Consider the following 21,783-nt stretch of genomic DNA (forward strand, 5'->3'; position numbering starts at 1 on the left):
CTGGCCTATCTTAGATACCGATCAAACCAAGCCACTGATCGCTGGCGTACGTCTGCAGCGTTCTTGGGATCGCGAATACCATGTCCTTCGTCGGGGTAGATGACGAGGCTGGTCGACACGCCCAGGTCCTTCAACGCATGCCAGTACTCGATCGACTGGGTCGGCGGCACCTCGATGTCTCGTTCGCCCACGTAGATGAAGGTGGGCGTCCTCGCCTGCTTGATGACCGTGATCGCGGACACGCGGGCGTACGCCGCGGGATCGTCGTACATCGACGCGCCGAAGAACGGCAGCATCCACTGATCGATGCCGTTGGTGCCGTAGTAGCTGATCCAGTTGGACAGCCCAGCCCCCGCGACGATAGCCTTGAAGCGGTTCGTCTGCGTGTTCGCCCACATCGACATGAAGCCGCCGTAGCTGCCACCGGTCAGCCCCAATCGCGCGTCGTCGATCGGGGCGATTTTTTCCACGGCGTCGATCCCCGCAAGGATATCGCGCAGGTCGCCCCCGCCGAAATCACGACGATTGGCGGCGGTGAACGCCTCGCCCTGCCCGTAACTGCCGCGCGGATTGGGCAGGAACACCCAGTAACCGCCGGCGAGCAGAGCCCCTGGGCCGCTCTCGCGCGTGACGTAGCTAGGGGTAGAGGCCGCAGAGGGACCGCCGTGAACGATCGTCACCATGGGCGCCTTCGCCGCCTTTCCGGCGTTGGTTGGCGCGAGCAACCAGCCTTGAACGTCGAAGCCCTCATTTTTCCAGGTGACGCTGCGCGCGACCACGTTGGCGGGCGCCTCGTCATTGTCTCGGGTTATCCGCTTCGGTCGCGAGATCGGCCCTGCCCAGAGCGCGGGTGCTGTGGCGAAATCCTGCACCGACGTGGCAATCGTCCGGCCGTCGGCGCTGACCGCGACGCGACCGTCGCCCGCGACGAAGGACGCCGGGAGGCTCCACCGAACACGCATCTTACCGTCGGCGGCGACAGTGGCGACCTCCGCCGCGTCGCCCGTGAGACGCGCTGCGAGCAGCCCCGACGATGGCCAGTGAAGCGAAGTCACGGTGGTCTTCGCACCCGCTGTCAGATTTGTTGGCTCGCCGCCCGCGAGCGGCACCGTCCACACATCGCCGCCGACCGGGCCAAAATCGCTCATCAGTCCGCCGATGTAGGCGACGGTGCGTCCATCGGGTGAGACACGAGGCATATTGATCTGCGTCTTCGGCTTGGCGATGGGCCGCACCGTCCCGGTCTCCGCATCGACAGCGTCGAGCGTCGCTACCCACCAATTGTTGTCGCCATTGCCGATCGCTGTGGTTGCCACCAACGTGCGGCCGTCTGGCGCCCAGTCATACTCGTACACGTAGCGCTCGGCCGGTGACAGCGGGCGGACCGCGCCGGTGGCGAGATCGACCACCACGATCCGCTGCTCGTCGCTCTTCTCTCCGATCTCGCCGACCTGACGGATGCCCGCCTGCGTCGCGCCAGCTTCCTTGGCCGCGCCGTAGGTGGCGAGCATGGCCAGCCGCTTACCGTCCGGAGAGAAGCGTAAGGTCTGGGCTATGCCGTCGATGACCGCCACCTGCCGTTCGCCCGCGCCATCGGCGAGCACCACCGTCACCCTTCCCTTGTCGCGCGCAAGGAAGGCGAGCCGTCCGTCAGCCGAGAAGGTCGGCGAAGCGTACGTGCACGCGGCACATGGATCGATCATGCGGACGACGCCGCCACCCTCCACCCGTCGGACCACCACCGCGGAGTGATCGTTGCGTACGTTCTCGACCGCAACGACCCGGTCGCCGTTCGGCGCCATTTGCACGGCGGCGAACTGGCGTATCGGCGCGGCCTGCCCGACTGCAGATATTGGAACGCTGACGAGCGCCAAGGCGACGGCGGTGCAACCCGCACGCAGACCAGCGGCGGTTCGCGGATCGACGGGAAGCGGCATGGAGGCACTCCGAAAGCATGCAGATCGCTTCTGCGTCGATCGCGTGATAGTTACAATAGGATCTGACCGGCCCAGGCTCGGAAGGCCGGAGACCCCGATGAAGGCCTCGCCTTCCCCAACTGGCCGACCGATCCTCTCTCGGCCGCTTAGAAATCAAAGCTCGCGCCCGCTCTGAAAACGCGTCCGATCACACCTGCGTAGTGCCAGGTCGGCTGGTAGTTGGTTCCGAAGTAGGAAGCGGGCGCAATCGGCGCCCTTGCATTGGTAACGTTGTTGACGTTGACGAAGAACGTGTAGCTGTCGTTGACCTTCACCGATGCGTTCAGATCCGCGTAGATGAAGCGCTTGATGTAGCAGGCGTCGTCGCCGGTGCCGTACAGGTTCTGGTCGCATGACAGGTCGATGTTGCCGGCATCGTCGGGGTCGACCTCGTCCGCCGCGACCGACTTGATGCGCGAGACGTAGTACGCCGTGGCCGTCACCGAGAACGCGCCGAACTCGAGCGTGTTCTGCCAGTTGCCGCGCCAGCGCGGCGTGCCTGCGCCCGAGGACAACTCGTACGGTCCCAGCGTACCGACGTACCGGCGCACCACGCCATTGCCGAAGTCGACGTTGAACTTGTCGATGTAGTTGGCGTCCAGACGGCTGAAGAAGCGGATGTCGCCCGTGATCGGCGCCCGCACCGTCGCCGAGAAGTCCAGGCCCTGGGTCTTGAAGTAGCCGGAGTTCACGTAGGGTCCGTTGATGACCAGCACGCGTGGCAGGGCGTTCGGGAACAGCGGATCCGGCGCGTCGACGATCGCGGCGGTGTAGCCCGCCGGCAGCGGCTGTCCGGCAAAGTTCGCGGCGCGCGCCGCGCCCGCGTTCGGACCCGCGACGTTCACGTCCTTCTTCCTCACGATGTAGAAGTCGACCGTGAAGCTGAATCAGTGCACCGGCTCGACCACGATGCCCGCGGTGAAGCTGCGCGACGTCTCGGGCTTGAGGTCCGGACGAGCGTTCACGAGCGGTCCCCGTTGTTATCGCCTGCCCTGTCGACGACGTCGCGGGAAAGCTGTCAGCTCACCGAAAACTTTGCGGCCCGATGGCATAGCTCGAGTGTGTCTGGCATGTTGCGCGTTGTAGAGCATCGATTGCGTCTAAACGGCTGAAGCAGATCCGGCGCGGCCCGTTTCAAACCGATGGTCAGAGCTCTCCGGTTCACGTGCTTCCTCACGAAACCAGAGGATTGGTGCTCGACCCGCTGCCGGGTCATAAGGAACGCAACCATGCGGAACAGCTGCTAGAAAGGCTTATGGATCAACCGAGATACATTAGATTGATGTGGATCAACCCGACGCGCGTGTGACTTGATGACCGATAGGCGTGGCCAAGGTTCGTTAAGGCGAACCATTTCACCGCTTCGGAGCAATCTTCCTCCAAACGTATGGCTGCCCTTCAGCTAACGTACCGCACCGCAGTAAACGAGGTTGAGCCGTTCTGGTCCGACAGCGGCGTTGGAACGAAACATGGTCGACGGAACGTCCGATGACGACTGGGAAGTGCTCGCCGAAGCAGCCCTTGCGGCTGCTAGGAACGCTGGAACGGACGAAGAGAGGCGTCACCAGCTAGAGCGTGCCGCCATCTACGCCGAGCTTGCTGAGCACGCACGCTGGCCGCGCTCGAACGTGCCGCCCACGTCAGATTGACCGCAGCCCGGTGACTCCGTTTTTGCCAAGATGCATGGGCCGCGCTTAACACACGTTGCGATCGCTTAAACTTGCGGCAGGGACGCCGCGGGCGCTTCATAATCGTGTGCGGTGACTCACGGATGCCGCGATCCAGTCGGTCGCGCCGAGCTCGCGATCTGCCTTGCTCGTCGCAATGTCCGATGGATCTCTACGGTCGACGATCCGATGCAAGTCAGCGACCCGCCGCTCGGCCACGATCGCTCGGTCACGCGCTTCACCTCTCGCACGGTAGAGCGCCGCGTCGGCACTCGCGATCAGCGATGGGTTGTCCCGGCCCAGGGCTTCGCCACACTCCGCCACACCGAACGAGAGGCTGATCGGTCCCAACGCACGCGCGCCCTGACGCGGCCGCAAAGAAGTCAGCGCGGCGTGAAGCCGGTCCAAAGCAGCAGCGCCGCTGCTATCGCACGAGGCGCGATGATCGCGAACTCCTCGCCGTCATAGCGCCGAGCGACGTCGCCGAGGCCAAAAGTTTCGGGATCATCGCTGTGCTTTCCCGCTAAGATCACGTCACCTCATCCATTTGCGGTCGCTTATTGAACGACCTCAGTCAGGTGGGCCGGAACGCTTGCTCACCTCATGAGCTGCGCCATTCATCCTCGGTCTAAGCGCTCCCTCTGCCCAACCAGCGGGTACCAAGACCCAGTCACTTCAGTGTGTAAAGGTAGGCGGTGATGTCGCGCGCGTCGCCTCTCGTGACGCCCTGCTCAGGCATGCCATTTCCCGGCGCGACGGCCTGCGGATGGCGTAGCCACAGCATCATCGCCTCCGCGTCGTTCGGCAGGCGCCCGGCGATCGTCACCCGCACCGCCACCTTCGCCAGTGACGGGCCGACCGAGCCGCTCGCGCCCGCGATGCCGGAAATGACGTGACAGCTGCCGCAGCCATAGCGCGCGATCGCGGCGCGGCCCGCCGCGACCGTCCCGCCGCCGCTCACCTGCTCCGCCATCACGCGGGTACGCGCGCGCGTCTCGGCGTACATCGCCGCGCCGGCCGTCATCGCCGCCAGGAAGCTGGCCGCGAGCAGCAAGGCGAGCCACTTGAGGCTAGCCGGCATGATGCGCTCCCGTCCCCGCACCGACGAGCAGCCGCCGCATCAGCACCAGCGCGGCGCCGGCATGGACCAGCCCGCCCGGCACCCACATCAGCAGCCCCGCGAGCTGCTGGTCCTCCGCCGGGGTCAGACCGAATGGCGCCAGGCCGAGGCTGGCATAGCCGGCGTACCAGGGGCTGGTGGCGAAGGCCATCAGCGCGCCGAGCGCGCCCGACACGATCGCGGTGGCGACGAGACACAGCGCCGCCATGCCGGCCGGTGTGCGCCGGTGCAGCATCGCGGTCCAGAACAGCAGCGCCGTGACGAGGAAGGAGAGATGCTGCGCCACGTGCCAACCCTCGCTCGCCAGCGCGCGATCGAACAGGACGGGAGCGTGCCACAGCCACAGAGCGGCGGCCTGGAGCGCCGTCGCGGTCACCGCGCCGGTGAGCCGCCGCCAGGGCGCGGCGATCATCGGCACCCCCGAAGCGATGGCGCGCCGGCCCGCCGGCAGGAAGGCCCAGAGCATTACCGCCATCGGCTCGGCCAGTACCAGCAGCGGTGCACCGACCAGCATCAACAGCTCATGCTCGAACATATGCGCCGCGAACGAGCGCTCCCCGGCCTCGTGGAGCGGCGACACCAGCGCCGCGGCGAGCACCCCCATCCCCGCGGCATAGAGCAGGCCGCGGCGACGCAGTGCGCCGCTGCCCTGCGCCGAGCGCGCGTGCAGCCGGCGCCACCCGCGCGCGAACAGCCACGCGGCGAGCAGCAGCGGCACGACGATCCACGGGTCGAGCGTCCAGCCCGGCGGCGCGTGATGGTCGCGCGCGCCGGTCGCATGGGCCGCGGCGGGCACGGCGCGCAGCAGCGCCGCGAGCGGGAGCAGGCCGATCAGCCGACGCATGCCGGCAACAGCAGGATCGCGAGCGTCTGAAAGGCGATCGCCAGCGCGAAGATGCCGGCGAGCACCAGCGCCAGCCGCGCCAGCCACGCGCCGGCGAGCAGGTCGCCACCGCGTCGCGCCAGCGGCCGCGCGAGCGACGCCGCGAGCGCACAGACGGCGAGGCTCACCGTGCCCCAGGCGAGTCCCCAGCCGGCGAGGTCGCAGCGCGCGTGCAGCAGCGCGGACAGGCCCTGCTCGAAGCCGAACCAGGCGAGCGGCGGCACTGCCAGCGCCGTCCAGCCGCGCGCACGCACGCTTACCATAGCCGCGCCAGCCCGTAGACGATTGCGCCGATCGGCAACCAGGTGAGCACGACGAAGGTCCAGTAATTGGCATTGTCCTCGACATCGGCGAACTGGTCGTCGCCGATCTCGTGGGTGAACAGCCACGCCGCCTGCACTGCGGTGTCACCCCAGTCGGTGACGACATGGCTGGTGTGCAACACCATCAGCATCCACACCACCGAGCCGTAGGCGTCGCTGTCCCAGCGCGTGTTGAGATGCGCCAGCTCATAGCCGCGCGGGATCAGCAGCAGCAGGCCGAGCACGGCCATCGCCGCCACGCCGACCCGCACCCCCCGCGCGTCCTTGGCGAGCGCGCGACGGCGCACCCACAGGTTGGGGAGCTCGCTCAGCAGCAGTCCGAGCGTGAAGACCAGGCCCCAGCTCAGATCCGGGGGGCGTGCGCCGGGCGGCGGCCAGGCGGGGGCCTGCTGAGTCATCAGGTACAGATAGGCCGCGGCAGCGAGCGCGAAGCCGGTGCCCTCGATCAGCATGAAGCCGATGTTGCCCCACCAGACGAGGTGGCGCACGCCGCTCGCGCTCGCCGGCAGGCCGGAGAGATCGCCGACGACCTGCACGTCGCGCGGCGCCACGACGCTCATGATCGCACCCGCAACGGGCCGGTCGTGGCGCGTCCGCGCTGCGGCCAGAACCAGCCGGTCAGCGCCGCCGCGATCGGCAGCGCGCCCGCCGCGATCGCCCAGGGCGTGAAGATGCTGCCGAGGAACATCGCCGTCACCGCCAGCGCTGCGACGACGGGCCAGATCGACGGTGCCGCGCTCTTCTGGCGGTACAGCGGCGCGGCATCGACCACGGAGGTGACGATCACCTCGCGCCGCTCGATCGCGACGCCGTCCATCACCCGCAACACCGGCGAGTCCCAGAGCGGGGTGAGGCTATCGACTACAGGCGTGTAGGCGAGGTTCCACGGCGGCGACGGCGACTCCCCCGCCCATTCGAGCGTCGACGCTCCCCACGGATCGGCCCCCGCCGGCGCGCCGCGCCAGTAGCTCAGCAGCGCGTTGGCGACGAACACCAGTCCGCCCGCCACCGCGATGGCGCTGCCCAGCGTCGCGATCTGGTTGAGGCCCTCCCAACCCATCCCGGCGGGATAGGTATAGACGCGCCGCGGCATCCCCATCAGCCCGAGCAGGTGCATCGGCGCGAAACCGAGATTGAACCCGCCGACGATCAGCGCGAACGCGACCCGCCCCCAGCGCTCCGACATCATCCGCCCGGTCGCCTTGGGGTACCAGTAGCAGAAGGCACCGAAGAGCGGGAACATCGCCCCGCCGACCAGCACGTAGTGGAAGTGCGCGACGACGAAATAGCTGTCGGTCAGCTGGAGGTCGAGCGCGGCCGAGGCGGTCATCACGCCGGAGAGCCCGCCGAGCACGAAGGTGGCGACGAAGCCGAGCACCCACAGCATCGGCGTCGCCAGCCACGTCCGCCCGGTCGCCATCGTCGCGATCCAGCAGAAGATCTGCAGCCCCGCGGGCACCGCGATCGCCATGCTCGCCGCGGTGTAGAAGTCGTTGCCGAGCCGTGGCAGTCCGACCGCGAACATGTGGTGCACCCATAGCCCGAAGGCGAGGCAGCCGATCGCCAGGATCGCGAGCACCAGCACGTGGTGGCCGAAGAGGCGCCGTCGCGCAAAGGTCTCGACGATCGACGAGACGAAGCCGGTCGCGGGGATGAAGATGATGTACACCTCGGGATGGCCGAAGAACCAGAACAGGTGCTGGAACAGCAGCACGTCGCCGTTGGCGGCAGGCGCGAAGAAGTGCGTCGAGACGAGCCGATCGGCGATCAGCATGCTCGTCACCAGCATGATCGCGGGCATCGACAGGATCGTCATCAGCGACGCCACCAGCATCGCCCAGAGGAACACCGGCATGCGCGCCAGCGTCATGCCCGGCGGCCGCATCTTCAGGATGGTGGCGGCGACGTTGACCGAGGCGCACAGCGCCGCCACCTCGGTGAAGGTGATCATCTGCGCCCAGATGTCGGCGCGATGCCCGGGCGCGTAGTTCGGCCCCGATAGCGGTGGATATTCGAACCAGCCGAGGTCCGGTGTGACGTCGAGCGCGTGCGCCACCCACAAGGTCAGCACGCCGCCGAGATACAGCCAGTAGCTGAAGGCACCGAGCCGTGGGAAGGCCATGTTGCGCTGCCCCAGCATCAGCGGCACCAGCCACAGCGCCATCGCCTCCATCGCCGGCACCGACACCAGGAACAGCATGGTCGAGCCGTGGAGCGAGAAGCTCTCGTTGTAGAGCTGCGGCCCCATCCGATCGTTCTCGGCCCAGGACAGCTGCCAGCGCATGTCGAGGGCGAGCAGGCCGGCGAGGAACAGCAGCAGCAGCGCAGTGACGATGTAGCGCGCCGCGATCCGCTTGTGATCCACGGTGGTGAGGAAACCCCACCAGCCCGGCGGATCGCGCCAGGTGAGCGAGAGCCGGTCGCGGCGGTCGAGGTCGGGGATCATCGTAGCGTCGCCAGATAGGTCGCCACCGCGTCGGCGTCGGCGGGGGTGAGCGGGATGGCGGGCATCGACGTGCCGGGCTTGATCGCCTTCGGCTGCGCGATCCAGCCCTGGAGATTGCCGCGCGTCATCGTCAGCGCGCCCGCGGCGAGGGTGCGGCGCGCGGCGACATGGGTGAGGTCGGGGCCGGCGCGCCCTGCCGCTCCGGCGCCGCGGATCGCGTGGCAGGCGGCGCAGGTCGCCTGGAACGCCGCGGCGCCGCGGCCTTCGGCGGGAGCGGCAGGCGCCGCCTGTGCGGCCAGCCAGGCGCGAAACGCCGCGGGCGGCTCGACCTTCACCGCGAACGCCATGTGCGCGTGCTGTGTGCCGCAGAATTCGGCGCATTGCCCGCGATACCAGCCGGGGCGGCGCGCGGTGACGTCGAGCCGGTTGGTTCGCCCCGGGACCATGTCGAGCTTGCCCGCCACGTTGGGCACCCAGAAGCTGTGGATCACGTCCGCAGAGTTCAGCACCAGCCGCACCGTAACGCCCTGCGGCAGATGAAGCTCGTTGGCGGTCTCGATCCAGCCGTCGCTCACGCGGTCGCGATACTGGACCCGCCACCACCATTGGTGACCGGTGACGCGCACCTCGAGCGCCGGGGCGGCGCGCGTCGCGAACAGCGCGCGATCCGCGAAGAAGCTGCCGGTGATCAGCACGGTGAGCCCGAGGACGATGGCACCGGCGACGACGGGCAGCGTACGGTCCAGGCGGGCGTCGACGCCGCCGACCAACGTCGCGTCCCTGCGCGCGTCGGTGCCGCGTCGACGCCACGCGCGCCACAGCGCCCACCCCAGCCCCGCCAGCACGACGGCGTAGATCGCGCCGCTTACCCACAGCATCAGCCCGAACAACGAGAACAGCGCGTGTGCCTGATCGCCGCCGGGATCGAGCGCGCTCTGCGGCCCCGCGCATCCGGCGAGCAGCAGGCCGGCGGTGGGCAAGCCGCGCCTCACCGCACCGGCCCCGACCAGCTGCGCCCGTGCGGCTCGCCGACCTGATCGATCGCGAGGCGCCGGCGCTTCTCGGGCGTGTGCTGCGGTAGGTCGCGAACATAAGCGGTGAGCTGCCACAGCGGCTCGGCCGGGATGCGCGCAGCATAGTTGAGCGCGCCATGGCGCCGCGCGATCGCGGCATAGACTTGGTCGAACCCGCCGCCATGCTGCCAGCGACCGTCGCCGAGGTCGCGCACGCCGACTGCGCCTTCGACGTGGCAGGCGACGCAGCCGTACCAGCCGAAGTAACGGCCGCCCTGCGCCACCTGGTATACATTGTCCTGATAGTAAGGGATGCGCGGGTCGGAGCCGCCGCGCGGCGGGGTCTCGCCGAGCGACGGGCCGATGTCGCGCGCCTCGCGACCGCAGGCGGCCAGCAGCAGCGCTGCCAGCACCGCCGTCGTCGCCCCACCGCGCCCGATCGCCATCGCTCTCCCTTGCCGTCACTACGCAGAAACAAAATGTTAGACGGCCGGACGGCGGGGCGCATTGTGCTGGATCAAGCGTGGGCGCGCCTGCGATGAAGCGTAGAGGCAGGCGCCGCCGCCGCCACACCGGCGCCTTCGCGCTTACCCCGTGGCATATTCCATCTGCGGCTCCAGCACCGTGTCGCCGTCGCTATAAATCGTCACCGGGATCGACTTGGCCGCCGGCGTCTTGCTGCCGACCGCGTGATGGCGGTCGACGCAGTCATCGGCGACGGTGCGGGGCGCGGATGCCCGTAGCCAGGTCATGAAGGCGGCTGCCACGAGTAAGCTCACAAGGAACGCTCCGGGAACCGCGTAGATGGTGGGGCGCCGCTCAGCTCGCACGATCGAAGGAGGGCTAGATGGCGACGGGATCCTTCTTGACCGTGGCCACACTCCCGGAAAGGTCGGACGCTTGGGGTGCTAGCTGCTGGGACTCGTCCGCTGCCGTCATCAGCTCGCCGGACGGCGGCAGAGGGTTGGCACGCGACACCCGTGTGCGCTGGGCGCTTGAGGAAGTCGGCCAGCCTCATGACGTCCGCCTCGTGTCCTTCGAAGCAACGAAGAAGCCAGCGCATCTTGCGCTGCATCCGTTCGGCCGAATCCGGCCTATGAAGACGGCAGTCTCGTCCTGTTCGAGACCGGCCCGATCGTCCTTTACATCGCGGAGCGGCATGCCGGTCTGCTTCCCGCCGACCCTGACGCCCGAGCTTGCGCGAACATGTGGACGCTCGCGGCGCTGAACACGGTAGAATGCCTGCGGTGAGTGGCACTCGGGTTCAGCTCACGTTAGACCTATGTCTAACGATCTCCTCTATATCTTTCGCTCGGTCGGCTTGCGCTAACCAGCCTTAAAGCGTTGCTGGGTATAGTTTTCTTCAACGCTACGCAGCGATTGCTGACGGGCTCGGTTGGGGCAAGGCGGGCTGGAAAGCTGGTTCGATGCAGCGGTCATCTGTGAAGCACGACGTCGACTCAAGGCCGCCTTCAACCCCTCGATCTTTGCTGGACGCGCTTGCCGCCGCTCAGCGTGACGCAGATCACTACCGCACCAGCGTGGAGATGGCCCGGCACATCAGCTGGAGCGCGGACGCGAGCGGCGCCATTCGGACTGCCAGCGCCCGATGGACAGAAGTCACCGGTATCGATCTCGCGGAAGCTCTGGACAGCGGCTGGCTTGACGCCCTTCATCCTGACGACATCGAGCGGACGCGACACGCCTGGCGTGTGGCGCTCGAGACCAGCTCGCCGGTCGACGTCGACTACCGTCTACGCACGCCCGGCGGCCATCGCTGGTTCCGGTCATGTGCCTCACCACGAATGGATTGCTCGGGCGCGGTGCTCGGCTGGTTCGGCACGCTCGAAGACATTGACGATCGGAAGCGGGCCGAGACGGCCCTGCAAGCGAGCGAGGAACGCTTCCGCTTGGCCGCGGAGGCGGCGGGCGTTGGCATCTGGGACTATGACGTCCTGCTCGGCAAACGTTTATGGTCGGACGTATTCCGTGCCATGCTCGGTCTTGCTCCCGAGGTGCCGGCGGAGCCTGCCACCGCCCTCGCCCTGGTCGTTCCAGAAGACCGGCCCATCCTGCAGCAGCTCGTCGACTCGATCAGCCACGGCGACGCTCACCCTCGCTTCGAGCTGACGGTCCGAATTCACCGCGCCAACGACGGTGCGCTGCGCTGGATGCAGACCAGTGGTTGGCGAGTGAAGTCGGCGAATGGTCGCATGGAGCGCGTCCTCGTCACCGTCCGCGACGTCACCGAGCAACTCACCGCCGAGCAGCGAGTGCGTTGGGCGGCCGAGCACGATCCGCTGACCGGGCTGGTCAATCGAGCCGCTTTCAACGGCCTTCTCGATGGAGCCATCGCTCGCGCGGATCGATCGGCCAAGGCAGTGCTCACGCTCGCGCTGTTCGACGTCGACCATCTCAAGGAGACCAACGATACCGTCGGGCACGACGCCGGCGACCTGTTGCTCAGGACCGTCGCGGAGCGACTCGTCGCCGCCATTGGGGATGACGCTGTGATCGCGCGCCTTGGCGGCGATGAGTTCGCGGCGATCTTCGAGGCAGCCTCACAGGAGCTTGCGGTTGAACGCCTGCAAGCCGCATTGCGCGCGCTGCGCGCGCCCGTGGCGACCGACTCGATAACGCTCGACTGCCAGGCGACGGCGGGACTGGCCTTCTACCCGCAGGATGGGCGCGGCGCGCGTGATCTGCTCAAGACGGCCGATCTCGCACTTTATTCCGGCAAGGCGAGCGCGCGAGGAGAACTCTCGCGCTTTCGACCCGAGATGCGGTCGAGCATGCAGCGCCGAACGTCGATGCTCTCGGTAGCGCGGATGGTCGCGCGCGACGATCGCGTTGTACCGTTCTACCAACCCAAGGTGAGACTGAGCGACGGCACGCTGTCGGGGTTCGAGGCGCTCCTGCGTTGGCGGCATGACACGTTGGGCATTCAGGGGCCCGAAACGATCGCGGCCGCGTTCGACGATCTCACCGCGGCGATCTCGCTGGGTGAGCGGATGCTCGAGCAGGTCTGCGCCGATCTCGCGCGCTGGCGCGACACGGGCCTGCCGCTCACGCGCGTGGCGCTGAACCTGTCGCCTGCCGAGTTTCGCCGTGACGATCTGTTCGACCGCATCATGGCGCAGCTTGGCCGCTATGACTTGCCCGCCGAGCTTTTAGAGCTTGAGGTTACTGAAACGGTGTTCCTCGGGCGCGGAGCCGACACCGCGGGCGACACTCTGGCCGCGTTCCACGATGCCGGCGTCACCGTCGCGCTCGACGACTTCGGCACGGGCTACGCCTCGCTCAAGCACCTGCGGGAATTTCCGGTCGACGTCATCAAGATCGATCGCAGCTTCGTCGCAGATCTCCTGACGGATCCAGGCGACGCTGCCATCGTCAACGCCGTGCTGAGCTTGGCGAACCAACTCGGGATCGCGGTGGTCGCCGAAGGCGTGGAGACGTCGGAGCAGGCGGCCTATCTGCTCGCGCAGAACTGTGGCCATGCACAGGGCTATCTGTTCGGCCGGCCGATGCCCGCCAGAGCGGCAGAAGCGTTGCTCACAACGGCTTCAAAGAGCGGCGACGCCCACTAGCGTGCTATCAACGATGATCGCAAAATCTATGCTGAGCTCGGCTCCTACATGCCACTATTTGCCCGTCTTCGTTGGATCGCCGTCGCGAAGCGATGCACGCGGCACCGGCGGAGCCCTCCGACGCTCCACCGCTTGCTGCGACTCAACCACGGAAGCGTAACGCTCAGCAAGTTCCGAGTGCATTTTCGCGATGTTCGGATCGCGCGCCTCGGCCGCACGCTTGCGATGCGTTGCTTCCCTCCGGCGGTAGTAGTCTAGCGAGTTCTCGTCGTTCATAGCGCACTCGGTTCGCGAGCCGACTTTAATCGCGATTAGAAAACCCTGCCTTTATCTCGGTCAAGCCCTTGCATCGTAGCACCGATGATTGGTGCTGCACACCAAGAGGCTGACCTCGGCTCGCGGCATGTCTGGCTAAGACTTAATCGTCGACGCCTCTGTAAAGAGCCTGCCATCCGCTCGCGCAACGGCAAGCCTAGCTCGCTTCCACGCGCTAAACGCACCAGCTAAAAACATGACTGCCAAATCACCGCTGCACAACTGCGCTTCGCATGGGAGCGAGCTTCGCCAAGAACCGGTTTTGCGCAGCGAAAGGCACTCGCTCGGTGGCCATGGCTCGTTGCAGGTTCTCGACAAGGCGATTCATGTCGGCTTGCTGCACGCCCATGTTGGTGTGCGCCGTCCGCATGTCCCTTCCGGTGTAAGTGCAACCGGCATTTAGAATATAACAGAACTGCTCGAAAATCACGCGACGCAGTCTTACCGCATCCTGGTTCTTGAAGATCTCGCCGATGTGGGGGTCAGCAAAGTTCGAAGTGACAAAGCTGTCGACGATACGACGGATGCCGGGCTGACCACCAAATTGCCGCGCCATACGGTCGCCCGAGAATGGCTTGGCTCCGGCGTTGGCTGGGTCGACGCGATATGGTGCGACCGCCTCTTCGCCCTGCGGAGCCGGCGCTGCAACCTGCGCAGTTGCGAGAAGGATCGACAGCAAGACCATCATCGGGATGTCTCCTATTGAACAGACAGCGTCAGAAGCTACCTTGAAGCTGGACTAGCAACCCGCGCTGACCATCGACTGTGGCGATTGAGCCGAGATCGGCAAAGGCCATGGTTGCAGTAAGGTGCCCGCCGATACCGTAGGCGGCAAAGATGTCCCACGCGTCGTCCTCGCGAGCAAACGCGAGATTGTTGGGCTTCCTCCGGTATTCAGCGCCGACAACAAGGCGGCGGCTGAACTGATAACCAATCGAAGCCTCAGGAACGACACGCCTTTGTGTCCCGTTCGGCCCGCCGAAACCGAGCAACCCAAGCTGATTCGCCTTCGTCGCCCGGATGGTGGTGTTCACTAGCAGCGAGTAGTTCAAAATAAGCTTCGTGGCGGTCACATAGAGGTCGGCACCCGAGCGCTCGTGCGCCCCGACTGCTCGAGCCACGAGCGGGTCAAGACTTTTCTTGTACTGAACGCCAAGGGCGATGGCGGGCATCCAGGTCGGACCGAAGACCGCATCACCTGCCAGCTTGACCTTGGCCCCCCACACATCCTGGTCGAAGGAGAAGTTATCTCCGAGCCCAAGAGCTCCGCCAACTTTGTTTGTGTCGAACGACTGACGCGCGTAGCTAAGCTCCAGGCGATCCCGAAGGCCAACTGCCACCGAGAATGCCTTGAGGTCGTAGTCGGGCAGCGTGACAACGGTGACCGCTGCCTGTGCGCCAAAGCCGTCGCGTGTCTCGTTCCCGGAAATCACCGCCCAAGGTGCAAGCCCGCCTCCGGAGCTGCCCTCCACGGTCGAGATCCCGTTCGTCAGAAGGAGCTTGCCAGCCCCTCCCCCCTGCTGCGCGGCCGCCGGACTTGCCGCGGCGACCGATGCCAAAAGCACGAAGTAGATGGAGCGCGGTACCATAGGTTCCGCATCGCAGATTGTGGTTAAGTACTCACTTACACGGATCTAGCAGTCGCGCTGCGGAATGGCCGTTCACCGATGTTTGACGACTGGCTGTCATAAGGCGCTCATGAGCAGATTTGCCCTGATCGCGTGTGCCAGCGCCTGTACGGCAGCGCAGGCCCAAGCGGCGACCGTCTCAGTCCACGTCGTCGATGCTGGCGGACAGCCGGTTTCGGATGCCGTCGTCACCATAAGACCGCCCGCAGGACCACCAACCCAGCCGATCCGCTTCGCCTGGCGCATGGCGATGGTGCAGAAGGACATCACTTTCAACCCGCATGTTCTGATAGTGCCGGTGGGCGCCACCGTCGCTTTTCCGAACCAAGACAAGGTTCGCCATCACGTCTACAGCTTCTCCAAGCCGGCCCGCTTCGAGCTGAAGCTCTTCGGCCGAGATGAGACGCGCAGCTACACCTTCACCAGACCGGGGGCAGTCGCGCTCGGGTGCAACATTCACGACACGATGAGCGGCTTCATCAAGGTCGTTGACACGCCGTTCGCCGGCAAGACGGATGCCGCAGGCAACGTCAGCATCCCGTCGGTGACGGCGGGCGCAGCGACGCTCACCGTGTGGCATCCGCGCTTAAAGGCTAAGGACAACGAAGCTAGCTTCGCGCTGCCCGTCTCAGCGATCGGCGACGTGTCGCGCCAGCTGCGGCTTAGTCTGCGCTGATCGCTGTGTTTATCGTTCCCCAGATCGTGCGCGCGGTGCGGCGACGCATCGTCGGCTCGCTATCGACGAAGCTGACGCTGTTCTACGCGACGCTGATCGCCGTCATCGTCGTGACGACGCTCGGCACGGCGAAGGCAGGTATCAGCGGCTATGCCGAGCGCATGATCCGAAGCGAGATGGTGAGCGGCGCGGCTGTGTTCGACCGCGTCATCACCATGCGATACGCGCAGCTGGGCGATGCGGGCCGCGTGCTCGCCGCAGACTTTGGCTTTCGCACGGCCGCAGCGACTGGCGACGCTCCGACGATCGCCTCCGCGCTTGACTCGCTGCGTGCCCGCTTGCGGCTTGATGAGGCCGTCTACGTCTCGACCGCCGGGCGGGTGATAGGCTTTCGCAGCAAGTTGGCACAACGGGAAGCCACGGCGCTGCGCGACGCACTGGAGGATGGCAGCACCAGCGGTATTCTGACCATCGGGGACCGGCACTTCAACGCCACTGCCGCGGAAATCCGAGCGCCAGTCACGATAGGCTGGGTCGTCTTCGCCAACGCGCTGGATACACGCGAGATCGCCCGCCTTTCGCGGTTGTCCGCCATAAACCTGTCGCCGCGGGTTGTGCCTGCCGTCAACCTCTCGCCGAGCGAGCGCTCCGGCGCCGTTGTGGAGAGGCGGGTGAGCGGCCAAGACATGCTGCTGCAGGCTACGCCGCTCGCCACCTTCGGGCGCGGCCGACCGCAAATGCTGGTGTTGCAGTATAGCGTCACCCGCGCGATGGGTGATTACGCTCCAATCCTTTGGTTGCTGTTCGCCTGCGGCGTCGCCGGAACTGCCTTGGCCGCGCTTGGCAGCTGGCTTCTCGCGAAGCGGATCACTCGACCGATCGCGACGCTCGACGCTGCGGCACGCCGAGTGGCTCAGGGTGAATACGCCCAAGTGCCCGTTACCACGCGAGACGAGCTCGGCACTTTGGCTGAAAGCTTCAACCGCATGGTCGATGACATCGGCCAGCGCGAACGTCAAATCACTCATATGGCGCTGCACGACGGCTTGACCGGGCTAGCCAACCGAGCATTGCTGGGAGAACGCCTTAGTGCACTGTCGCTCCGTCCCACAGTCGGTCGGCAGCATGCGCTCTTCTGCCTCGATCTCGACAACTTCAAGGTTGTCAACGATACGCTGGGCCATCCGACGGGCGACGCGTTGCTCTGCGAGATCGCTCGGCGCCTCTGCGACGTTGCGGGTGACGGCTTCGTCGCGCGGCTCGGTGGCGATGAGTTCGCCCTGGTCGTCGACGACCTGCGCTTCTCTCACGCTCGATTCGCGCACGAGCTCATCCGTGCCGTGTCTGCACCCTGCGTCGTCAATGGGCACCGAATCGTGCCGGGTACCAGCGTGGGGATTGCCATCTTCGGACCGGACGGTGGAGATGCGATGACGTTGGCGAAAAACGCGGACCTCGCGCTCTACCGCGCCAAGCACGAGGGGCGCGGGGGCTTTCGCTTTTTCGAGGCCGCGATGGACGCGGAGGCACAGCGACGCCGACAGATGGAGCTCGATCTCCACGATGCGATCGAGCACGGTCACTTATTCCTGATGTTCCAGCCTCTCTTCAACCTGTCCGAGGGGCGTATCTCCGCGTTCGAGGCGCTGCTGCGCTGGCAACATCCCGAACGTGGCACGATCCCGCCGGCCGACTTCATCCCGCTCGCTGAAGACACCGGTTTGATCGTCCCGATCGGTGCATGGGTGATTCGCGAGGCGTGCAGGATCGCTTGCGACTGGCCAGATCACGTCCGTATCGCGGTAAACGTCTCACCGGTACAATTTCGCAATCCGGGGCTGAGCGCGGTGATACTTCAGGCGCTTGCGGAAAGCGGGCTCGCGCCTGAAAGGCTGGAGCTCGAGATCACCGAGAGCCTGTTCATCGACAATCCTCAGACGACGCTGGCGTCGTTGCATAGCTTACGGAACCTCGGCGTGCGGGTGGCATTGGACGATTTCGGTACGGGCTATTCCTCCCTCAGCTACCTGCGCTCCTTTCCGTTCGACAAAATCAAGATTGATCGCAGCTTTATCATCGATCTGCTGAACAGCGACGGAGCTACCGCCATCATCAAATCGATCACGACGCTCGCAGAAGCGCTTGGGATGGAGACGACGGCCGAAGGAGTTGAGAATGCCGGTCAGCTGGATATCCTTCGCGCGCAAGGTTGCAGCCATATTCAAGGCTACTACTTCAGCAAACCGATCGGCGTGACCGAGATCACCGCGTTGATGGCTTCAAAAACCGGGGACGAGGCAAACCCCCGGCTCGAGCCAACAGACATGTCATGGGCATCTTCCACTCGGATGTGAGCGTCGCCTCACCCTAGACCCTGTTCGCCACAATTTACGCTTGGTGGCTCAGGCGGCCACCTCCACTCTCATCGCGCTGACCCAGAACTACGGGCGATCAGGAAGCCAGCTGGAGCTTGTCGAGGACCTGAGTTTCCTCGCGCTCGATGTAGCTGCGGAGGTCTTCAGCCAGCGGGCGGAACGCGGAGGCGAAACCGCTCTGGTCGTGCTCGATGCGAGCACTCGACCAAGCACCATTGAGACAGACCAGAGCAGCACGCCATTGTTGCAGTTCGCGATGAAAGGTGGCAGCGACGCGCGGGCATAATAGGCCGGCGTTAACGGCCGCTCGGATGCTTCTGCCTTCCGCCTCGCAGTGTGTATTCACGAGTCGAGAGAAGCTCAGCCTTAGTCGGCCGAGACTGTCACGCCGGCATGGTTGCTGCGCTGACGTCTCAGCGAGGATCGCGGCAGCGAGATCGAGCATCTGGCGGTGCTCCGCCACGTGGATAGCCTTCATGTACTTATCCGCCTGGGTGACCGACAAGATCGTTGGATTGGGCGCAAGGCGTTAACGCGCCTTGTCGCCTGCGAGCACGACTGCTGGCGATACGACCTTTGTAGAACCGCAACGCGCATTGCGCGCTGTTCGGCCGGGGCGTGCATGATCGCACCGTTCTGCGGTAACGCGGCTTCTCATGATCTTAATCTGTCACCGTCAGGGTCGAGGGCGAGATGCCTTTACCGCCCCTAGACCACGCGCCTCAGCACGAGGATCCTTATGCCGAGCGGGTCGCTAGCCTGGTCGCGACAAGAATGCCCGCGACCATCATGAGCGCGCTTTTCCTGCTGGTGGCCACGCTTGTGTCGTTGCGCTCGCGCGATGGCGCTGCGTCGCTGCTTCTAGGCATCGGCGTAGCAGTCAGCGGCTGGCGGCTATGGATCCTCTATCGCGGCCGAGCACGCTGCGCTGCAGCGGCCCTCTCGAGGGATGACGCGCATGAGCTTGAGCGACGGTTCGGCGTGTCTTACCTCGCCTTCGCCGTGCTGTTCGGCTGCTTTGCGGCGCGCGCGTTGGTGCTGCCCATCTCATCGCTTCACCTGCCGGTCGCGATCCTCGTCGTGGGCTATGCCGCAGGCGCCGTAGCCACCACGGCCTTACGACCGCTGATCGCCGGGGGAAGCGTCCTTCTGGCGGTCCTGCCGTCCGTCCTGGTGTTGGCCGCGCGAGCAGAGCCCGACCATGCGGTCGCAGCGTTATGCCTCGTCGCGCTGCTGACGGGCGGGCTTCGCAGCCTTACCAAGCGTCACCTTGCACAGGAGCGGCAGTCCGCCACAAGTTCCGCCTTCGCAGCGCTCGCGCGCCGCGACCACCTGACCGGCTTGATGAACCGCTTCGCCCTCGCAGAGGCGATCGCGGGCTTCAATCCCGCCGGTGCTTCCGCAAGCAGCTATGCACTTCACTACCTCGATCTCGACGGCTTCAAGCAGATCAACGATCAACTCGGCCATGCTGCGGGTGACGCGCTCCTCTGTGCCGTAGGCGAGCGATTGACCGCAGCGGCACGAAGCCGTGACGCTGTCGCGCGTCTCGGTGGAGACGAGTTCGTCGTCATGCAAGTCGATGCTTCTTCGACGAGGGTGGTCACCGAGCGGGCCCACGAGATCGTGCAGCGATTGAGCGCACCCTACCAGATCAACGGGCAGGTCGTCAGCGTCGGCGCCAGTATCGGCTCGAGCCGACCGTCCAGCCGAGCCGGCGAGATGAAGTCCCTGCTTGAGGAAGCGGATGCGGCGCTTCGGCGTCACAAGCTTAGTCGTGCCGTATGTGCCTCGTCGGTTCGGCGCCAAGGGCTCGAGGCGTGCGCCTAAGCCGTTAATCTGGTTCATGCTCTCGGCCGGGCCGATTGACGAGGGCGGGCTGCGGTCGTGGGAAGCGCTCGCACATCAACCTATAATCAGTTGTTAGTCGCCTTTCTGCCGAGATGCCCATTGATGCGGGCGTCTCCGGGCCCCACCCCAGATCGGTTCAGTGGCCCGACCCCAGGATCGCACCTCCGATGAGGATGCCGCTCGGACCTCGAGCCGAGATCGTGAAGCCGAGCTCGCTCGCATCGTCGCCATAGAAGCTGCCGGCCACCGCCCCGTACTGCACCATGTTTCCGGTGCCAGTCACCTGGATCGAGCGCGTGACCAACTTGCCGCGGACGATGTCCGCAACGAAGTCAATCGTCAGCGCGGTTCCACGATTATCGGTGCGCTCATATTGCGAAAACTTGATCAGCCCGGTCACGTGTGACTGCGCGCCATCGAAATAGACGTTGAGGACGCAGTCACCCACCAGCCGGCTCGGCGCCTCGCCGGTCGGGTAAACCGTTCCGAAAAGCTCGCCAACGTAACGCGAGCTTCCCTTCTCCGGGACAGAGCTCGTCAGCGTGTTCGAACCGAAGACGCGTATGCCGCGGAAGTTGGGGCTCCCAACCTCCAACAGGCGTGCGTGCTTGGGCAGCATGCCGGTTGTGCTGCTGGTGCCCGGGAGCTTCTCGACGATTTCCGCGAGCGGCATAGCGAGCGGCTCGGAGTCACTCGGCGATGTCCACAGCAACACTGGCATTTGTCGCGGAAGCGTCCCCATCTGTGTGAACCGCAAAACGGAGGACGCCTGATAGGTCGCTGGCGATGCCGAGATGCTGATGCCGCTGTGCGAGCCAAAACCGCTGGCTCTGATCGTTTCGTTGCCATCGAGGCGGAAGTCTTCGAAACGTGTAGCTGCCGGTGCGTGCGGATCCGACACGATGATCGGCGAGGAGCTTTCCGCGGGGATCGACATCTGCAGCACGCCCGACGCGTCGGTGTCGACGCCAACCTCCACCGTCGTGAAGCTGAGCGCGTTTGGGATCGGAGCTGGCGTCGGCGTCGCGATGGGCGACGCAGGTACCGACGCCTGCGCTGGGGCGGGCGCAGATGTTGACGCTTCCCCACCTCCGCCCCCGCAAGCTGCGATCGCGAGACTCGCCGTTAACATCAAGCCGCGTTTGAAGATGCCGATTGATCGATGGGAAAGGGTCAAGGCAACCTCCTGAGAGACGTCATGACAAGCCGGAGCTAGCGATTGCTTAACCGACCTAGCATGTAAGACCGAAGTCGGAGATGTTGCTGCAGAACGCCGTTGAGGCGTAAACGGCGCTGGGCCGGCTGTCGACCGGCAGCATCTGCTTTGATGTATCTATTCGCTAGTGGGCACTGTCAGCTGAGCAGCTTCAACACACCCTGGCTGGATTGATTGGCCTGAGCGAGCATGGCGATCGGGGTCCGGGTCAGGATCTGCAATTTCGCAAGCGCGGTGGTCTCAGTCGAGAAGTCGGCGACCTCGACGCGACTGCGCGCTGCCGTGAGGTGGGTCACATGGGTGAGCGTGTCGTTGATGGCCGACTGCGGGCCGTTCTGCGATGAGCCCAGCGATGCGCGCGCGCTCGAGACTTCAGCGTAGCATTGTCATAGTTGGACAACAAACCGCTTGTTGGTGCTGTCAGCCTGATGCGAACTCGTCTCTGCACGATGCACTCCGGCCCTTGCAGGTGACTGATCAGCCGGCGAGCGCCTGCCACTCAGCCAGCGCCGCGGAGCGGCGCTGCTTGTAGGTCTGCCTGTCGACGAGGTGGCGTTCGTGGTTTAAGCGGTTGTGGACGTTTGGGTGAACCAAGGCGAACTTCTTTAGCGTTCGCATTCGTCGAAAACGCAGCATCGCCCGCTCTCGTCGCCTGGACGGCAGGTGCTTTGGGGAATTGCGGGTTCGTTCGGCTTGGCGACCAT

At 65.5% G+C, this 21,783-nt stretch carries 21 protein-coding genes and 1 pseudogene; 4 read left to right on the plus strand and 18 right to left on the minus strand.

Features of this window, described 5'->3' with window-relative positions; genetic code table 11:
- Positions 1-5: 5 nt before the first annotated feature.
- The 11 genes from KZ820_RS06290 to KZ820_RS06340 all read right to left on the minus strand — a co-directional run bounded on the left by KZ820_RS06290 (position 6) and on the right by KZ820_RS06340 (position 10,207).
- A complete protein-coding gene (locus KZ820_RS06290; protein ID WP_219747713.1) occupies positions 6-1,937 on the minus strand; it encodes a S9 family peptidase in 1,932 nt (643 codons plus the stop codon).
- A gap of 146 nt (positions 1,938-2,083) precedes the next feature.
- The gene (locus KZ820_RS06295; RefSeq protein ID WP_373369001.1) at positions 2,084-2,821 is read right to left on the minus strand and encodes a porin family protein; all 738 of its coding nucleotides are present in this window, start codon (positions 2,819-2,821) and stop codon (positions 2,084-2,086) included.
- 1,205 nt (positions 2,822-4,026) lie between these two features.
- Positions 4,027-4,176, minus strand: a complete 150-nt coding sequence (locus KZ820_RS06300) for a hypothetical protein (RefSeq protein WP_219747714.1) — start codon at positions 4,174-4,176, stop codon at positions 4,027-4,029.
- A gap of 137 nt (positions 4,177-4,313) precedes the next feature.
- The gene (locus KZ820_RS06305; protein ID WP_219747715.1) at positions 4,314-4,724 is read right to left on the minus strand and encodes a c-type cytochrome; all 411 of its coding nucleotides are present in this window, start codon (positions 4,722-4,724) and stop codon (positions 4,314-4,316) included.
- Positions 4,714-5,607, minus strand: coding sequence for a cytochrome c oxidase assembly protein (locus KZ820_RS06310; protein WP_219747716.1), 894 nt, complete (start codon positions 5,605-5,607; stop codon positions 4,714-4,716). The genes KZ820_RS06305 and KZ820_RS06310 overlap by 11 nt, the downstream gene beginning before the upstream one ends.
- A complete protein-coding gene (locus tag KZ820_RS06315) occupies positions 5,595-5,909 on the minus strand; it encodes a hypothetical protein (protein ID WP_219747717.1) in 315 nt (104 codons plus the stop codon). Before KZ820_RS06315 ends, KZ820_RS06310 begins: the two co-directional genes overlap by 13 nt.
- Entirely contained in the window at positions 5,903-6,529 is a 627-nt protein-coding gene (locus tag KZ820_RS06320; protein WP_219747718.1) for a cytochrome c oxidase subunit 3, read from the minus strand. The genes KZ820_RS06315 and KZ820_RS06320 overlap by 7 nt, the downstream gene beginning before the upstream one ends.
- Positions 6,526-8,415 carry a cbb3-type cytochrome c oxidase subunit I gene (locus KZ820_RS06325; RefSeq protein ID WP_219747719.1) on the minus strand — a complete coding sequence of 630 codons (1,890 nt, stop codon included), beginning with the start codon at positions 8,413-8,415 and terminating at the stop codon, positions 6,526-6,528. The genes KZ820_RS06320 and KZ820_RS06325 overlap by 4 nt, the downstream gene beginning before the upstream one ends.
- Positions 8,412-9,395, minus strand: coding sequence for a cytochrome c oxidase subunit II (gene coxB, locus KZ820_RS06330; protein ID WP_219747720.1), 984 nt, complete (start codon positions 9,393-9,395; stop codon positions 8,412-8,414). Before coxB ends, KZ820_RS06325 begins: the two co-directional genes overlap by 4 nt.
- Positions 9,396-9,403: 8 nt before the next feature.
- Entirely contained in the window at positions 9,404-9,874 is a 471-nt protein-coding gene (locus tag KZ820_RS06335; protein ID WP_219747721.1) for a hypothetical protein, read from the minus strand.
- A 141-nt stretch (positions 9,875-10,015) separates the two neighbouring features.
- A complete protein-coding gene (locus KZ820_RS06340) occupies positions 10,016-10,207 on the minus strand; it encodes a hypothetical protein (RefSeq protein ID WP_219747722.1) in 192 nt (63 codons plus the stop codon).
- A 663-nt stretch (positions 10,208-10,870) separates the two neighbouring features.
- Between KZ820_RS06340 and KZ820_RS06345 the strand changes: the two genes are divergently transcribed.
- On the plus strand, positions 10,871-13,018 hold the full coding sequence (locus KZ820_RS06345; protein ID WP_219747723.1) for a putative bifunctional diguanylate cyclase/phosphodiesterase: 2,148 nt from the start codon (positions 10,871-10,873) through the stop codon (positions 13,016-13,018).
- A 54-nt stretch (positions 13,019-13,072) separates the two neighbouring features.
- Here the strand turns inward: KZ820_RS06345 and KZ820_RS06350 are convergent, their stop codons facing one another.
- From KZ820_RS06350 to KZ820_RS06360, 3 genes are all read right to left on the minus strand, one after another.
- The gene (locus KZ820_RS06350; protein WP_219747724.1) at positions 13,073-13,294 is read right to left on the minus strand and encodes a hypothetical protein; all 222 of its coding nucleotides are present in this window, start codon (positions 13,292-13,294) and stop codon (positions 13,073-13,075) included.
- 247 nt (positions 13,295-13,541) lie between these two features.
- Positions 13,542-14,021 (minus strand): group I truncated hemoglobin, encoded by a 480-nt coding sequence (locus KZ820_RS06355; protein ID WP_219747725.1) that lies wholly within the window; start codon positions 14,019-14,021, stop codon positions 13,542-13,544.
- A gap of 28 nt (positions 14,022-14,049) precedes the next feature.
- Positions 14,050-14,922 carry a DUF3034 family protein gene (locus KZ820_RS06360; RefSeq protein ID WP_219747726.1) on the minus strand — a complete coding sequence of 291 codons (873 nt, stop codon included), beginning with the start codon at positions 14,920-14,922 and terminating at the stop codon, positions 14,050-14,052.
- 109 nt (positions 14,923-15,031) lie between these two features.
- Between KZ820_RS06360 and KZ820_RS06365 the strand changes: the two genes are divergently transcribed.
- Both KZ820_RS06365 and KZ820_RS06370 read left to right on the plus strand, forming a co-directional pair.
- Positions 15,032-15,637, plus strand: coding sequence for a cupredoxin domain-containing protein (locus KZ820_RS06365; RefSeq protein WP_219747727.1), 606 nt, complete (start codon positions 15,032-15,034; stop codon positions 15,635-15,637).
- 5 nt (positions 15,638-15,642) lie between these two features.
- A complete protein-coding gene (locus KZ820_RS06370) occupies positions 15,643-17,991 on the plus strand; it encodes a putative bifunctional diguanylate cyclase/phosphodiesterase (RefSeq protein WP_308462142.1) in 2,349 nt (782 codons plus the stop codon).
- Positions 17,992-18,088: 97 nt separating this feature from the next.
- On the opposite strand, the gene KZ820_RS06375 is transcribed toward KZ820_RS06370, so the two are convergent.
- Positions 18,089-18,490, minus strand: a complete 402-nt coding sequence (locus KZ820_RS06375; protein WP_219747728.1) for a hypothetical protein — start codon at positions 18,488-18,490, stop codon at positions 18,089-18,091.
- A 296-nt stretch (positions 18,491-18,786) separates the two neighbouring features.
- On the opposite strand from KZ820_RS06375, the gene KZ820_RS06380 reads away from it, so the two are divergent.
- Positions 18,787-19,842, plus strand: coding sequence for a GGDEF domain-containing protein (locus KZ820_RS06380; protein ID WP_219747729.1), 1,056 nt, complete (start codon positions 18,787-18,789; stop codon positions 19,840-19,842).
- Positions 19,843-19,999: 157 nt separating this feature from the next.
- On the opposite strand, the gene KZ820_RS06385 is transcribed toward KZ820_RS06380, so the two are convergent.
- The 3 genes and pseudogenes from KZ820_RS06385 to KZ820_RS06395 form a co-directional block, all read right to left on the minus strand.
- The gene (locus KZ820_RS06385; protein WP_219747730.1) at positions 20,000-21,040 is read right to left on the minus strand and encodes a HupA family protein; all 1,041 of its coding nucleotides are present in this window, start codon (positions 21,038-21,040) and stop codon (positions 20,000-20,002) included.
- 176 nt (positions 21,041-21,216) lie between these two features.
- Positions 21,217-21,429, minus strand: coding sequence for a flagellin (locus KZ820_RS06390; protein WP_219748137.1), 213 nt, complete (start codon positions 21,427-21,429; stop codon positions 21,217-21,219).
- Positions 21,430-21,556: 127 nt separating this feature from the next.
- Positions 21,557-21,766, minus strand: a pseudogene (locus KZ820_RS06395) (IS6 family transposase); the annotation flags it as partial.
- Positions 21,767-21,783 lie beyond the last annotated feature (17 nt).

Origin of the sequence: Sphingomonas citri (assembly GCF_019429485.1) — a bacterium.
Classification (GTDB): Bacteria; Pseudomonadota; Alphaproteobacteria; order Sphingomonadales; family Sphingomonadaceae; genus Sphingomonas; species Sphingomonas citri.